Annotated in this window: 14 protein-coding genes; 10 read left to right on the plus strand and 4 right to left on the minus strand. The window is 44.6% G+C overall.

Features of this window, described 5'->3' with window-relative positions:
• Window positions 1-57: 57 nt before the first annotated feature.
• From nth to FTW16_RS19990, 3 genes are all read left to right on the plus strand, one after another.
• The gene (gene nth / locus FTW16_RS19980) at window positions 58-693 is read left to right on the plus strand and encodes an endonuclease III (RefSeq protein ID WP_010437137.1); all 636 of its coding nucleotides are present in this window, start codon (window positions 58-60) and stop codon (window positions 691-693) included.
• Window positions 694-819: 126 nt separating this feature from the next.
• The gene (gloA, locus tag FTW16_RS19985) at window positions 820-1,236 is read left to right on the plus strand and encodes a lactoylglutathione lyase (RefSeq protein WP_004734046.1); all 417 of its coding nucleotides are present in this window, start codon (window positions 820-822) and stop codon (window positions 1,234-1,236) included.
• Between the two features lie 200 nt (window positions 1,237-1,436).
• On the plus strand, window positions 1,437-1,871 hold the full coding sequence (locus tag FTW16_RS19990; protein ID WP_004734047.1) for a DUF2753 domain-containing protein: 435 nt from the start codon (window positions 1,437-1,439) through the stop codon (window positions 1,869-1,871).
• Between the two features lie 102 nt (window positions 1,872-1,973).
• Here the strand turns inward: FTW16_RS19990 and motY are convergent, their stop codons facing one another.
• Entirely contained in the window at window positions 1,974-2,855 is an 882-nt protein-coding gene (gene motY / locus FTW16_RS19995; RefSeq protein ID WP_017632535.1) for a flagellar protein MotY, read from the minus strand.
• A gap of 188 nt (window positions 2,856-3,043) precedes the next feature.
• Between motY and rnt the strand changes: the two genes are divergently transcribed.
• The 4 genes from rnt (at window position 3,044) to FTW16_RS20015 (ending at window position 11,103) form a co-directional block, all read left to right on the plus strand.
• Window positions 3,044-3,688: a ribonuclease T gene (gene rnt / locus FTW16_RS20000; RefSeq protein ID WP_017061178.1), complete on the plus strand. Its 645-nt coding sequence runs from the start codon at window positions 3,044-3,046 to the stop codon at window positions 3,686-3,688.
• Between the two features lie 65 nt (window positions 3,689-3,753).
• Window positions 3,754-5,079 (plus strand): Na+/H+ antiporter family protein, encoded by a 1,326-nt coding sequence (locus FTW16_RS20005; protein WP_048659751.1) that lies wholly within the window; start codon window positions 3,754-3,756, stop codon window positions 5,077-5,079.
• Between the two features lie 275 nt (window positions 5,080-5,354).
• Window positions 5,355-6,698 carry a response regulator gene (locus FTW16_RS20010; protein ID WP_261383491.1) on the plus strand — a complete coding sequence of 448 codons (1,344 nt, stop codon included), beginning with the start codon at window positions 5,355-5,357 and terminating at the stop codon, window positions 6,696-6,698.
• A 46-nt stretch (window positions 6,699-6,744) separates the two neighbouring features.
• On the plus strand, window positions 6,745-11,103 hold the full coding sequence (locus FTW16_RS20015; protein ID WP_146492254.1) for a transporter substrate-binding domain-containing protein: 4,359 nt from the start codon (window positions 6,745-6,747) through the stop codon (window positions 11,101-11,103).
• A 42-nt stretch (window positions 11,104-11,145) separates the two neighbouring features.
• Here the strand turns inward: FTW16_RS20015 and FTW16_RS20020 are convergent, their stop codons facing one another.
• Window positions 11,146-11,775: a DsbA family protein gene (locus FTW16_RS20020; RefSeq protein ID WP_146492255.1), complete on the minus strand. Its 630-nt coding sequence runs from the start codon at window positions 11,773-11,775 to the stop codon at window positions 11,146-11,148.
• Window positions 11,776-11,873: 98 nt separating this feature from the next.
• Entirely contained in the window at window positions 11,874-12,212 is a 339-nt protein-coding gene (locus tag FTW16_RS20025; RefSeq protein WP_004741702.1) for a Grx4 family monothiol glutaredoxin, read from the minus strand.
• 269 nt (window positions 12,213-12,481) lie between these two features.
• Here FTW16_RS20025 and sodB point away from each other — a divergent pair, with 269 nt between their 5' ends.
• The 3 genes from sodB (at window position 12,482) to FTW16_RS20040 (ending at window position 14,779) form a co-directional block, all read left to right on the plus strand.
• Window positions 12,482-13,066 (plus strand): superoxide dismutase [Fe], encoded by a 585-nt coding sequence (sodB, locus tag FTW16_RS20030; RefSeq protein WP_146492256.1) that lies wholly within the window; start codon window positions 12,482-12,484, stop codon window positions 13,064-13,066.
• A 248-nt stretch (window positions 13,067-13,314) separates the two neighbouring features.
• A complete protein-coding gene (locus FTW16_RS20035) occupies window positions 13,315-13,818 on the plus strand; it encodes a VC2046/SO_2500 family protein (RefSeq protein WP_261383492.1) in 504 nt (167 codons plus the stop codon).
• Window positions 13,819-14,095: 277 nt separating this feature from the next.
• On the plus strand, window positions 14,096-14,779 hold the full coding sequence (locus FTW16_RS20040) for an SDR family oxidoreductase (RefSeq protein WP_146492258.1): 684 nt from the start codon (window positions 14,096-14,098) through the stop codon (window positions 14,777-14,779).
• A gap of 189 nt (window positions 14,780-14,968) precedes the next feature.
• Here the strand turns inward: FTW16_RS20040 and FTW16_RS20045 are convergent.
• A partial coding sequence (locus FTW16_RS20045) for an iron-containing alcohol dehydrogenase (protein ID WP_146492259.1) occupies window positions 14,969-16,061 on the minus strand: 1,093 nt, incomplete at its 5' end.

Below are 16,061 nucleotides of genomic sequence, written 5' to 3' on the forward strand. Positions count from 1 at the left end.
GTTTATTGAATACCAACTCCGGAACTCAAGCCCTAACTATTTGAAAGTAATGTCGCTATGAACAATGTAAAACGAGTAGAAATACTTGAGCGTTTAAGAGAAAACAATCCAAAACCAGAGACTGAGCTTAACTGGAACAGCCCTTTCGAGTTGCTGATCGCGGTACTTTTATCAGCACAAGCAACCGATGTCAGTGTCAACAAAGCAACGGATAAGCTTTACCCAGTAGCTAATACTCCCCAAGCCATTTTCGACCTAGGTGTTGACGGCTTAAAAGAGTACATCAAGACAATCGGCCTGTTTAATTCAAAAGCAGAAAACACCATTAAAACGTGTCGAATGCTGCTTGACCTACACAACGGTGAAGTACCGGAAGATCGTGCGGCATTAGAAGCCCTTCCTGGCGTTGGTCGTAAGACTGCCAACGTAGTATTGAACACCGCTTTCGGTTGGCCAACCATTGCCGTTGATACTCACATATACCGTGTATCAAATCGTACTAAGCTAGCAATGGGTAAAACGGTCGACGATGTTGAGGCTAAGCTTCTCAAAGTCATTCCAAAAGAATTCAAACTGGATGTCCACCATTGGCTCATTCTTCATGGACGTTACACCTGTGTCGCGCGTAAACCACGCTGTGGCAGTTGTATCATTGAAGACCTATGTGAGTTCAAAGAGAAGACGGACGTCTAGGCTCATAAGCTGTTAGCCCTAAGCGAAAGAAGCTAACAGGCCCAATGGCTAAAAAGCACCGCGTTTTTCTCGCGGTAGAAAGCAGAATTACAAAAACGTATACATAGTTAAAGCTAGGAGCAAATCATGTCAAACGGTCGTATTTTACACACCATGCTACGCGTGGGTGATCTAGACAAGTCTATCGAGTTCTACACCAATGTAATGGGCATGCAGCTATTACGTAAGAACGAAAACAAAGAGTACGAATACACACTGGCTTTCGTTGGCTTTGGCGACGAATCTCAAGGCGCTGTGATTGAACTAACGTACAACTGGGGCACCACGGAATACGATCTTGGCTCTGCTTTTGGCCACGTTGCTATCGGTGTTGATGACATCTACACAACGTGTGACGCGATTAAAGCAGCAGGCGGTAACGTGACTCGTGAAGCCGGCCCAGTAAAAGGCGGCTCTACGCACATCGCATTCGTTAAAGATCCTGACGGCTACATGATTGAGCTGATTCAAAACAAACAAGCAAGCGCTGGTCTAGAGGGTTAATCCCTAAATACCTTTGCAAGATTAGGCTAGAACGCCTGATGAAATGAACAAAGAAGCGAGCATAGTGCTCGCTTCTTTTTTATCACTCTCCCCATTATCGATATTCTTTACCAATTATTATTAACAATCTCACTGATGAAACTTTAAATGATAATAATTATCATTTAAATTAACCACCTATTGATTAGTGAGGTAATACAATGATTAGCGAATGGGAAAAACACACGTTACTCGCCGATACGGCATTGCAGCTCGATGATCCTGTACGAAGTATTCTTCACTATCAGCAAGCGTTGAACTTAAGCGAAGAAATTACAGAACGTACCGATATTCAGGCCGATGAACGCCTACTGATTTCAGTGATTTCTTGTCACAATCTTGCGCAATTCTGGCGCTGGGCCGGTGATACTGAGTACGAACTTAAGTATCTTCAACTGGCTTCAGAAAAAGTGCTGACTCTTATCCCTCAATGCCCTAACACGCAATGTTCTAGCTTTATTGATTCAATTGGTTGCTGTAAGAAAGCGCTGATCGATTTCATGAAACGCCATCCCAACCCTAAAATTGCTTCTATGGTCGAAAAGATCGATACCGCGACCAACTGTGAAATGATTGCTCGTTTCCGTCTTAACTAGGAAAGCTCCTTTCGCAGACGCAACGTTTAGTTCATTGATTCAAATACAAAAAGCCCGTCATGACGACGGGCATTTTAATTTGAGCTTTAGATTTTATTGGCGCTAAACCTGCGTTCTACCCAATGAGATAACAACGCGTCGGTTCTTGTCTTTACCAATTGGCGAGTTGTTGTCGGCAATTGGACGACGCTTACCATAGCCTTGTACTTGAATACGGTCTTCTGGCAAACCGAGAGACTTAAAGTACTCTCTTAACGACTCAGCTCTGCGCTCTGAAAGGTTTTGGCTAATGCCTTTGCTGTCGACAGAATCGGTGTACGTTGCCACCAGCACAAGATCAATATCTTGGTTGTAGCGAACATAATCAGCAATCTGGCTCAACCTTTTACGTGACGACTTATTCAGCTGATCGCTATTACGGTCGTAATGCAAAATAGTGAAAGAGATGTCTTCAAAGCTGTAAGGCAATAAGTTGGCAACACAGTCGCTGAACACATTGTATTTTTCTTGGAACAACACCGACGACAACGACACTTCGATACGTTGATCTCGGCTTTGCCACTCTTGGTAACTGAATGTCGGGTAACGCCCTTTCTCCAGCTCACTCAAAATACCCCAAGCCGTTTGTCCGCCTACGTAGCCATCAAATTGTTGGAAGAACTTAATGGTTGTCATGCGATCAGCACTTTCGCCCGGACGCCAAGGTGGTGGCATTGAAATCAAGCTAACATTGCGAGTCGCACCCATTGGGCGGCGCATTTTAAGCTCAAAGTCCAAAATGATTTTTTTACTCGCACGAGATGAAAACTCAGCGTCACCAAAATTTGGGATTGGATGAACTAAGCGACATTCTAGTGGCGTGTTAGCCACCATCTCCCACGTTGACTGTTGAGGAGATGCTCCGTAACGCTTTTCTTGTGCCATTACCGATGACGACATAAGAAGCGAAAATAGCATTGAACCTGTTATGAGTTGTTTCTTCATAAAGTGGAGTATCTCTTAAGCAATTCGTTTAACAATGCAGCCAATTGCCGCATTTTTCTCTCGCGTTTAAATATGCAATTATCAAGCCGAAATGGGTTAGGTAATTTGTGATTTATTGCCCTTCCCTAGTTTTTATCACTGCTATTATCTGCAATAATGCAGCCTTAATCACACTTATTTGGGCTAACATGACTGTAGAAAACGAAGCTCTGACCCTAAAAAAACGCTTTCGTGGCTATTTTCCAGTGGTCATCGACGTGGAAACCGCAGGGTTTAACGCTGAAACCGATGCATTATTAGAAATCTGTGCCATTACATTAAAAATGGATGAGAACGGAGATCTGCACCCTGCATCAACGCTTCATTTTCACATTGAGCCTTTTGAAGGCGCAAATATAGAGCAGGCAGCATTAGACTTTAACGGAATTAAAGACCCATTTAGCCCATTACGTGGTGCTGTGTCGGAACAAGAAGCCCTTAAAGAAATCTACAAGCTAGTGAGAAAAGAACAAAAAGCTTCAGATTGCAGTCGCGCAATCATGGTTGCTCACAACGCTACATTCGATTTGAACTTCGTTAATGCGGCAAGTGAGCGCTGTAAGCTTAAACGCGTCCCTTTCCATCCATTTGCTACTTTTGACACTGCAGCTCTTAGTGGTCTTGCCTACGGTCAAACCGTTTTGGCTAAAGCTTGCCGCACTGCAGGGATGGAATTTGACAACAAAGAAGCACACTCTGCTTTGTATGATACGCAAAAAACCACAGAGTTATTTTGCGGCATTGTAAACAAATGGAAAGCCCTTGGTGGTTGGCCTCTTGTTGACGAAGAATAAAAAATAGAGTTGGTAAACGTTCACTCGTATTGCCTTCATAAAAAACACAACATCCCGAGAATAATATGAATCCTGTTGTAATTTCAGTTTGCATCATGCTTGTTTTAGCTTTGATGCGCGTAAACGTAGTCGTTGCTCTCACGTTCAGCGCAATTATCGGTGGCGTAGCCTCTGGTATGGGCTTGAACGATGCAGTCGCGGCTTTCGAAAGTGGATTAGGTGGCGGTGCAACTATCGCACTTAGCTACGCTATGCTTGGTACATTCGCTGTTGCTATCTCACGTTCTGGTATCACAGATCTCCTTGCTCAAAGTGTTATCAAACGCATTCACGGCAAAGAGAACAGTGCAGCATCGACTGGTCTTAAATACGGCATCCTTGCGTCGTTGATCTTAGTAACCATGTCTTCGCAAAACGTGATTCCTGTACATATCGCCTTCATCCCAATCTTAATCCCACCTCTACTAGGCGTATTCGCAAAAATGAACCTAGACCGTCGTCTAGTTGCGTGTGTGCTTACTTTTGGTCTGATTACGCCTTACATGGTGTTACCGATTGGTTTTGGCGGCATCTTCCTAAACAACATCCTGCTTAAAAACCTTCACGACAATGGTCTTGAAAACGTTGTAGCAAGCCAAGTACCTATGGCAATGTTGTTACCAGCAGCAGGCATGATCTTCGGCCTTCTTACCGCAGTATTCTTTACTTACCGTAAGCCACGTCAATACAAAGAAACTTCTCACACTGTTGTTTCAACAGAAGTGAAAGAGATCAATAAGAAGCACATCCTAGTTGCAGCGGCTGGTATCGTAGCTGCGCTAACAGTTCAACTGTCGACGGGTTCTATGATCATCGGTGCTCTAGCGGGCTTCATGGTATTTACCTTCGGTGGCGTCATTGCTTGGAAAGAGACACAAGATGTTTTCACCAAGGGCGTTCATATGATGGCAATGATCGGTTTCATCATGATTGCAGCGGCAGGTTTCGCGGCAGTTATGAAGCAAACGGGTGGCGTTGAATCTCTGGTTGAAGCGCTTTCAACCAGCATCGGTGACAATAAACCTCTAGCTGCGCTACTTATGCTAGTGGTTGGTCTACTCGTAACGATGGGCATTGGTTCTTCGTTCTCTACGATTCCAATCCTTGCGACTATCTACGTTCCACTAGCGGCAGCATTTGGTTTCTCACCAATGGCAACGATCGCTCTAGTAGGTACAGCAGCAGCACTTGGTGATGCGGGCTCTCCGGCTTCTGACTCAACATTAGGTCCAACGTCTGGTCTAAATGCTGATGGTCAACACGAGCACGTTTGGGAAACTGTAGTACCAACATTCTTGCACTACAACATCCCACTGATCGTATTCGGTTGGATTGCAGCCATGGTTCTGTAATTAGGTTCTGTAGTAAAACAGTCCTACCCTGACTTTTATAAAGACCGCCTCGTGCGGTCTTTTTTGTATTTAGCCTCTTTTCACTCTTTCTTTATAACTTTAGAAATAAGCTAACCTTCTGAACCAACGTCACTTTCTATACATTATTCCGTTCGCATTAATATGCAACTTATGGCTATTAATTAAATTCACTTCTACACTTAAGTGTTTAATAAATAAGCCGCTAATTCATAGAAGACAAAGTGGCAAGGCTCAATACGTCAGAAGGCTACTATATGGATATACTCGCCCGATCGCGCTACCTCATCATTGATGACAGCAGCGTCATTCAAAGTGCGACACGCGCACTGCTTATCAAACTCGGTGTTCCGAACAACAATGTAATCAGCGCCTCCAATGCCCAAAATGCAATTGAGGCTTGCCGCGCACATCGATTCGATATCTTACTGATTGACCATGATTTAGGCTCAGGTAGTAATGGCTTACAACTGCTTGAGCTTTTGCAGCAGAAAGAGTTAATCAAACCACAAACCCTTGTGTTTATAGTGACGGGTAATGATAGCCAAGACATCTTCTTTGGCTATGCTCACTTCGAACCTGATGGCTACCTGATCAAGCCAATAAGAGCCGATGACATCATAAAACGAGTGACATCAGCCCTGTGTCGACAGCAATACTTTTCGACATTAGAGCAAGCCTATCTTAAGAACGGGCTCAACGCGGTAAAGCCACTCTTTGGTAAAGCCCCCGACCCATCGACATTGAAAGACGCCATAATCTACATGGCAAACATTCTGATTAAGAATCACCACCTCGATGAGGCACAAGCCATGTTAAATGGTTTGCTGCAGCTCCATGATTACTTGCCTGCCAAGGTTAAGCTGGTTGAAATCCATATCGCTAAACAGAATTATCACGACGCGCTCAGTCAGATAGATAGCTTGATAGAAAACAATCCACGCAACATCAAATTGCAGCAACTTAAGGTCAAGATCTGCCTCAATACCAGTGACTTCGAATCGGCTAACCAGCTAATCGACCAAGTGCTCACCGTAAACGGCAGTAATATTGAGCTGACCAACACCATGGTTTGGCTACAACTGTTAGATAAAAACGTTGAACAAGCGACCCTACACCTCAAGTCGCTTGCTCAACTCATTCCCCACTCGATTTGGGATTCTGCTGGTAAGCGAGCACTGATCTTATGGGCAGACAGTTTAACCCTCACTCAAAAAGAGCTAGCACTTTGGAAGCCTGAAGGGGCTTGGCAAAGGCTCTCTCATTCTGAAAAGTCGTACGCACTCAGTAAGCCGTTGTTGAAGCTTTGTCGAACCTTACAGCTCATTCAACTCGAACAGCATGAGGTGGCAAAAGAGCGTATTGAGAGTATTTCAATGAACGAGTTCTCAGACAATGATGTCGAAGCTTTCTTCTTATTAGCACTGTGTTATCAAGCCTTGGGTCTACAAGACAAAGTCGATCAAATAAAGCGCCAAATTGAGATCCACCTAAAAGCAGACCATACCAGCCTCGCCCTTTTGCAGCGTATGGCATTACAGCAAGCAGACAATTTTGCATTACCCACACTAACCAAAGCGCCTTTGGCCGCCGTTAGTTGAGCACACCGTCAAACCCAAATGAGTACGTAAACGACAGGATGTCTTTATGCAGAACAATGCTACAAAAACGAAAACGTGGTGTGTCGCCTTTCTATTGAGTTGCCTTACGGTATTCATGTGGCCACTGCACAGCCTTGCTGAAAGTACACCTCTAGCAAACTCGTCGAATAACCAAGTTGTATTACGTGTCGGCCTACCTTCTTACAACATGGTTCCTTATAGCTACCAACATCAAACGCCCTCTAGGAATATTGTTTCTGAAGGACTACTCATCAGCATGTTGGATGAGGTATCGGCAAACGCAGGCTTCAAATATAAAATCGAGCTATTCCCTACATTTAGCAGCGTACTCAGTGCATTTGAACAGGGTGAATTAGATTTGTTGGTAGGCGTCTCTTCGACCAAAGAGCGCCAAGAATATATGACGTTCAGTGAACCCATGTTCTCGATTCGACGAGCGGTCATTACTCAAAATCTGAAAATAAACGACTTGAGTGAACTGGCAACCGCAAACTTAGCGCTAGAGAAAGGGTTTGCGCTCAATGATCTCCTACCTAGTTTACTTCCAGAGAGTCGAATTACCACGCTAGACAGCACACAAGCGGCCTTCACCGCGATTGAAGAGAATCGTGTTGATGCTTACATTGGTGATGCACTTGCGCTTTCTGCGTTACTGCGAGAACAACCTAAAGACTCACTTACACTATCGGTTCTTCCTGACCTTCCAGCTGACCACTTGCACTTTGCAGTCAAAAAAGGAAAACACAAACTACTCAGCCGAATCAACTTTGCTTTAGAGGACATCAAGCAAGGTTCTCTGCAATCGATTTACAACCAATGGCTTGCTCCCTCTCAACACTCGATGTTGCTGGATTATGGAACATTGAACTTAACCCAAGACGAAAAGAACTGGCTTGATAACAACCCTTCCATCCCTGTAGGCACACACTCCAATTGGTATCCTTACGACTTTACCAATGAGCAACAACAACACTCAGGCTTATCTGCTGATGTGTTAAATCTGATAAGTAATGTGCTCGGCGTATCATTTGAAAGTACCACTTACCTAACACCAGAAGCGGCAGAGGTCGCGTTCAATAATGGCGAGACCATGGTGCTAACCAACATCACTCCAACCACAGATAAAGCGCGATACATAGACTTCACTCAAGCCTACAGTTTTGAACCTTGGGTGTTATTGAGTCGCTCTGATCGATTAGGTAACTTTGCGCCAAGTGGCACCGAAAATATTGGTGTGATTCAAGATTCCGGAGGCAAAACGGTTCTACCTTCTCTCTGCCTGACTTGCCAAGCCGTCCCTTACATCAATCACGTCAGCGCATTCCAAGCATTACAGAAAGACGAAATCAGTTTCGCGCTTGCTTCACTTCATCATGCTGCACCTTTATTGCATCAAGACTATGTAGGGCAATTCAAAATCACTGGCACCATTAATGAGCAAAACATTGCTCCTTTGGCTCTAGCAGTCAACTTCCGCCATCCCATGCTGTTGAGCATTCTCAACAAAGCCATTGGCGCATTGCCTGCCAATGAACTTGAGCGCTTGGAAAACAAATGGTTAACCTACGAATACCAAGAAGGTTTGTCGCCACGCGAAGTAGCTAAATGGTCAGTGATCATCGGGCTTGGGATCTTTGTGGTCATTTTCGTGATCGTATTCTGGAACCGTAAAATGGCAGCAGAAATCGAGCAGCGAAAAGTCGCAGAACAGCGCGCCAAAGCGGCAGAAGCCCATTTACAAACACTGGCCGACAATATTGATGGAGTTGTACTTAAACATACTCAAACACACCCTCAGCAGCCTTTGAATATTCAGTTTAGCTTCGTCAGTGCAGGTGTAACCGATATGTTCGGCTTATCCGTGGATAGCGTAAAGGAGCACCCTCAACATCTTTTCGAGCTTATCTCGAAGGATGGCCTGCCACAGTTTGAAGCCAGTATGCTTGATGCTATTGAAACCGGGCATTGGGAAAGCGAACAGCAAGTCCAGTTAGAGTCTGGTGAACTGAAATGGGTGAAATTTAATAGCCAGATATCGAACAACAAGGCTATCGAATGGAACACGGTGATTACAGACATCACCCTACTGAAAAAACAGCAACAGGCTTTAGACAACGCCCGCCAGAAAGCTGAAAGTGCCACCGCCGCTAAGTCGCAGTTCCTGGCGACTATCAGCCATGAGGTTCGCACCCCAATTAGCGGAATCTTAGGGTTGCTGGAATTAATGCAGGAGCATCAGTTGAGTGAAGAGTTGCTCAACCTACACGGAGGATTGAATCAGTCAGCTCGTAACTTACTGCACATCGTTAATGACGTGCTCGATTACTCTAAGATTGAAGCGGGAAAACTAGAGCTTAACCCGACCGAAATTGAGCTTGGCAAAGTATTAGCGCGCATCGTACAGCCGCAGTCCATTCACGCACAGCAAAAAGGCTTGGCCTTCCATTATTGGCAAGATCCAAATCTCGTTCAATGGCTGTTCGCAGATGACATACGACTCCACCAAATTCTGAACAACTTCCTTAACAATGCGATTAAGTTCACTGAACACGGGACAATTTCGTTACATGTTGATGTGATTGAACAGAACGAACATCAGCAGAAAGTTAGCCTCACGGTTTCCGACACGGGCATCGGCATCCCGAAAGACAGACAACAAAGCTTATTCCAACCTTTTGAACAAGTCGACAAAACCACTAGCCGCCGTTTTGGTGGAACAGGGCTTGGACTATCTATAGCTTTGAAATTGATAGAACAGATGGATGGCAACATAGAACTGTCAAGTGAAGAAGGAAAAGGCAGCCACTTTACGATTACCGTTACCCTCCCGACTTGTACTCCTCAAGATGCAGTAAGCAACGCTTTGGCTCTACCACAAACGCTGATTTGCCCTTCGGAGGTTGAGAATCCTATTGGACTAGATGTGGGTAATCACTCATACGAGGTATATATTGTCGGCTACGTTCTGCAACAAGAAGAGCTATGTCGATATCTGAAACACTTCGACCTTGAGCCAAAGGTTCTGCACATAAATCAAAAACACCTACTTAAAGAGATGGTCGTCAAACATCAGCCCAAACACATCTTTGTTGCGATGTCTGTGTGGCAACAACTGGCGATTACCGATGCTTGGATCCAGCAACACACGAGCTCAACACGCTTCACTGTGATCAACCAAAACCCAATGCTCTCACCAGAGCCTTTAGGCAACTCTTGGTGCTTGTCGGTGAATCCGCTGCTGCCCGATAACTTAGTTCACGTTCTAACGAAGCCCGTCAGTCACGACAGTCTAATCTCCCCATTAGACAGCGAAACTAAAGCGCCGCTCGCCACAGAGACTCGCGAACAAGCTGAACTCAACGGCAGGCTGATTCTGGTCGCGGAAGATCATCCCATCAACCAGCAAGTCATCGCCAAACAGCTTGAAAATATTGGTGTCCACGCCGACATCGTTGATAACGGAGTGTTGGCCCTGAGCGCCTTGAAAGATAAATGCTATGGCCTATTGCTAACCGATTGCCACATGCCCGAAATGGACGGATACACACTTGCATCAAGTATTCGTCAAATAGAACAACGTAAAGAGGAGCTTAACCAAGAAACTCAAAGACTGCCAATCGTCGCGCTGACTGCAAATGCAGTGCAAGGTGAAGATGCTAATTGCTACGCGCACGGCATGGATGACTTCTTGGTTAAACCCGTTTCGATTAAGCAGATGAGATTAACCATTGAGAAGTGGCTGCCCGCAATCGACGATTCCAACCCAGTACGTGAAACTGATGTTTACGATGCAAAGGAATCAAAGGCACAGAATCAGGAAGTCAATGCTTCATCAAACTATTCACCTAAAGACGAGGAAACCAATAAAGACGAAGAAGCCAATGAATTTTCGATGCTGTTCCAAGGTATTGAACAGAGCTTTGAGGATAATCAGAGCCTAGAGCCAGGCGACGATCTCATTCCTGCAAGCACCCAAGACGCCTTCAGCGATACCAACAATCAAGTGATCGACTACGCCGCCCTCTATGATCTCTTCGAAGATCACGATGTCGTAATGACCTTGCTTGCTGAGTTTTCCGCAAGCTTCGTGGAAGATAATAAACGGATAAACGACCTGTGGGCTAACAAGGAATACCGAGAACTAAAAACCACGGCACACCGACTTAAAGGCGCAGCAAAAATGGTGGCATGTGACACGATTGCTTCTCCGCTCGCAATCATTGAGGCGCAAGCAAACGATCTAGTAACCGAAGCCACGGGCTTAGAGCAAGCCGAATCAACAATTGAAGCATCAATCGCGGAAGTCACTACCACATTCGAACGGTTTACAGAGGAGATAAACCAACTACGTCAGACAAAAGAAAAGGCTTACTCTTATGAGTAAACCTTAGAAGTCGTTGCGTTAATACAGACAGCTCTCGCTGGATTATGCAGCGGGAGCGTTATTCACTAGAATTCCGCGAATAGACTTAAGCGTCGCTTCAGTTGAATGGTAATCCAGTTCAACTTCACTAAAAATGCCATTTACTTCAAGCATTAACGTCGGGTAAGAAAACACACCCATCGCTTCTTTAAAGCCTAACTGGTCATCTAATTCACTTTCCAATAACTTGCTAGAAAGGTCATTTTCAAACTGTTGTACGTTCATGCCTAGCTCTTCAGCCAACTGCAGGTGTGTTTCTTTACTGTGTGGCAACATCGCACGAAGGTAGTACGCATGTTGAATCGCTTCTAGCATCGCTTCGTAGTGATCTTGAAAACCTGCGGCGATTACAGCACGGCACGCAGGGTAAGTGCTGCGAACAGGCTTACACTCAGTCCAAAACTCGTGGTTAAACTCAGTCCCTAGCTTAGCTTCGATCTGCTTCCAGATCGCTTGCAGCTTGCCTTTCATCTCTTCTGACATTGGCTCATCAGAATCCGGCGCCAAGCCACCCACTACGTAGTTAAACTCAATGCTCGCAGGCAATTGTTGTTTCAACAACTCAAGCGTTGGCTTGTATCCCCAACACCAGCTGCACATTGGATCATGCACATAATGAAGTTTTACGTTCATTGTTCGTTCCTTATCGAGTCGACTCTTCTATCAATTCCAACAAAAAAGGAGCCTGATTAAGGCCCCTCATTTTAACTATTCAGCGCAAAGGCTAGAGCTTATTCAGCGTCATCACCAGCAACTTTAGCTGCTGCTTCTTTGATGATTGGCTGAAGTTCGCCTTTTTGGAACATCTCAAGAATGATGTCACAACCACCGATTAGCTCACCTTCAACCCAAAGTTGTGGGAAAGTTGGCCATTGTGCGTAAGCTGGAAGCTCTGCACGGATATCAGGGTTTTGTAGAATATCTACGTAAGCAAATTTCTCGCCACATGCCATTAGAGCTTGAGACGCTTGAGAAGAGAAACCACAGCTAGGTAGCTTAGGAGAACCTTTCATGTACAGTAGAATAGTGTTTTCTTCAATTTGCTGTTTGATTTTATCGATAGTTTCCATTGCTTCCTCGTTAATGGATTACGGCTTTTATTGCCTTTATTCTACCCCAAACCAAAAGAATAAAAACCATATAAAAAAAGCGGTTAACAAGCTAAGCTAACAATTCACACAAAAGTGATGAAATAAGCTTTTAATAAAGTAAAAACTTGCTAAACTATATCGCAAGTCAGCAAATTGACCATGGTTGGCAGTATAGCGAGCCATGAATAATAATATCACTGGAAGCAATCGAAAGAGTTAACTCTTTCATATCAATGGAGAATTGAGCAATGGCATTTGAACTACCGGCTCTTCCTTACGCGAAAGACGCACTAGAACCACACATCTCAGCAGAAACGCTAGATTTCCACCACGGTAAGCACCACAACACTTACGTTGTTAAGCTAAACGGTCTTATCCCAGGTACTGAGTTTGAAGGCAAAACACTAGAAGAGATCGTTAAGACTTCTACTGGTGGTGTTTTCAATAACGCTGCTCAAATCTGGAACCACACGTTCTACTGGCACTGTCTTGCTCCTAAAGCAGGCGGCGAACCAACTGGCGCTGTTGCAGAAGCTATCAACGCTGCATTCGGTTCTTTCGAAGAATTCAAAGCAAAATTCACTGATTCAGCAATCAACAACTTCGGTTCTTCTTGGACTTGGTTAATTAAGAAAGCTGACGGTTCTCTAGACATCGTTAACACTTCTAACGCAGCTACTCCTCTAACAGAAGAAGGTGTTACTCCACTTCTAACTGTTGACCTATGGGAACACGCTTACTACATCGATTTCCGCAATGTTCGCCCTGACTACATGGCTGCATTCTGGAACCTAGTAAACTGGTCTTTCGTAGAAGAGAACCTAGCTAAGTAATATATTACTTAAGCTGCGCTATTTATAGCGAGTTACCTATTGAAAGCTCATGCCTCGGTGTGAGCTTTTTTGTATCTGTCGTATTCCTATCAATACGAACATTACGAAACAAATTAGCCAATCAAGCCGGCTTTTTAACCTATTCTTACCTTTCTTAATCACCCTGCATAAATTCTCTATTCGCCTGTAATTAAAGGCTAAAGTTTGCCGACTCCATGCCGTTAAAGGTGTATCAAACGAGAGGCGTCATGCAAATACATACTTTAGACAAAGCAGGAATCATCAACGAACTGAAGTTCGGCATCGGAATCAGCCAAGCGGTTGAGCAAGGTCGCCGTGCAGATTTCGCGTTGCTGCTATCTATGTTTTCTAATGATGTTCGCGATTGCACGCCCATCGATACCATTGAAGTTACAGAAACAAATGAAGATCGCCTACGCAAGCAATTTGGCGTAGCAGAACCACAACAACTGCGTTCAAACCAATCGTCGTATGAAATTTCAGCTCAGCAATCTAATCATTTTCATCAAGCAAGCCTTGCCAGTGCCAAGCTCAGCCACTATTTGAAACCTGAAGCGCTTGCCTTTATGCCTGAAGATACGGCTGACTTACCCGAAGAAGTTTACCAAAACCTTTCTGGTCATGATCGACGTAAACTTGCAAACAAGCATTTCCCTGATTTGCCACACGCCACGCTCTACAATGAGCTAACAACAGCGCAACGTCAGTATCAAATTCAAGCTCAAGTATAGCGGTCACCTACCTTTCCCTTTTTCGCTGTCTATCCACCGCTATTCTTCGATTAACTCACGTCCTTAAAGCATTCACATGAGTGATATGAACCACCAGCCTTAGGCAACCTACAAACACCAGATGTTGGTTACCGCTTGAAGTTACTGCAAAATGTGACTTGCCACTAAGTTCATAAAAACTTATTAATGGGTACAGCTTAGTTTGAACCAATTCACACCCATCGTATGAAATTTAACCCATCCTTATCCGACATGGACAACTTGTTTAGGTACTGGGATGGAAATAAAAAGCTCAATCATATTGGTGACATCTGCCGGCTCGCGACTGGGAGGAACGATTGCGAACCACTTTGTTAACCTTGGAGCCACAGTCATCCTTTGCGATAAAGACACGGAAGCACTTCAAGCAACTTATTCGCAATGTACTCGGTTCTCCGACTCTGTTTACCATTACACGCTCAAAGGAAATGACAGCCAAGCGATTCTCAGCGTGTTTGATTTTATTCAATCGACCTTCAATACCACACCGGATGTACTGGTCAATAACTGGATCAGCTCCCCTATGCCTAGCCTAATTGGTGATCAGCCTGTCAGTACCTTTATTAATGACCTCTCATCTAAGGCATCGACCCTTTTCGCATTTGGACAAATCAGTGCAGAGAGGCTACGAGAAGAAGATAAAGAAGGCGTGATTGTAAATGTGATATCTCACGATGACTTCCATGATGTGTCAGGCTTAGAGAGCGCAAACTCCATGATTACCGGCTTTACCCATAGCTGGGCGAAAGAACTGACTCCATTTGGTATTCGAGTCGGTGGTGTTGTGCCCGCGGTTCATAACTCTGACGGTAAACTCAACCGATGCCATTGGGCGCAACTGCAGGATGAACTAACCAGAACAACAGAATATATTGTCTCTAATGATTACTTTAGTGGGCGAGTTGTGGCTGCTGAGGTTTAGTCCCCCCCCCTACTTCAAGTAAATGCGCGCAATTCATTTATCATTAAGTCGATCACTTTAGCCTTTCAAAGTCCTCAGACTAGCCAGCAAACATAAAAAAAGCCCCAGTCTCTCGACTGGGGCCTTCATCTTTTCCCGATAGATAAGTATCGTGCTAGCGAAAACTTATCTCAAACTAATGCTTACTTATTATGCGTTAGCTTTTTCTTTTTTAGCTTTTGGCGCTTTCGCTTCAGCTGGCTTTTGGTCTGCTTTCTTAAGGATAACTGTAGTACCTTCGAAAGTTTCGCCTTCAACGTATGGTTGGCCGAAGTAAGAAGTTGTTAGAACTTCTTTTAGCTCAGTGATTAGAGGGTAACGTGGGTTAGCACCTGTACACTGGTCATCGAACGCTTCAACAGCTAGCTCGTCTAGTTTAGCGATGAAGTCAGACTCGTTAACACCCGCAGCTTGGATAGATAGTGGGATGTCTAGGTCTTTCTTAAGCTCTTCTAACCAAGTCAGTAGACGTTCAATCTTCTGAGCAGTACGGTCGCCAGCTTGGCTTAGGCCTAGGTGGTCAGCAACTTCAGCGTAACGACGACGTGCTTGTGGACGGTCGTACTGAGAGAATGCAGTCTGCTTAGTTGGGTTATCGTTCGCGTTGTAACGTACAACGTTTGAGATAAGTAGTGCGTTAGCAAGACCGTGTGGTAGGTGGAACTCAGCACCAATTTTGTGAGCCATTGAGTGACACACACCTAGGAATGCGTTCGCAAATGCTACACCAGCGATAGTTGCTGCGTTGTGTACTTTCTCACGAGCGATTGGGTCAGCCGCACCATTTTTGTAGCTTGATGGTAGGTATTCTTTAAGCATCTTAAGTGCTTGAAGAGCTTGACCGTCTGAGTATTCGTTCGCTAGAACAGATACGTAAGCTTCAAGAGCGTGAGTTACTGCATCGTAACCACCGAACGCTGTTAGAGACTTAGGCATGTTCATTACAAGGTTCGCATCAACGATAGCCATGTTTGGCGTGATTTCGTAGTCAGCTAGTGGGTATTTAGCACCAGTCTTGTCGTCTGTAACAACAGCGAATGGAGTAACCTCTGAACCCGTACCTGAAGTAGTAGTAATACATACTAGCTCAGCTTTTTGACCCATTTTAGGGAACTTGTAGATACGTTTACGGATATCCATAAAGCGCATTGCTAGTTCTTCAAAGTGAGTTTCTGGGTGCTCGTACATAACCCACATGATCTTAGCAGCATCCATTGGAGAACCGCCACCTAGAGCAAGGATT

Source organism: Vibrio sp. T20, from assembly GCF_007858795.1.
Taxonomy (GTDB): domain Bacteria; phylum Pseudomonadota; class Gammaproteobacteria; order Enterobacterales; family Vibrionaceae; genus Vibrio; species Vibrio satsumensis.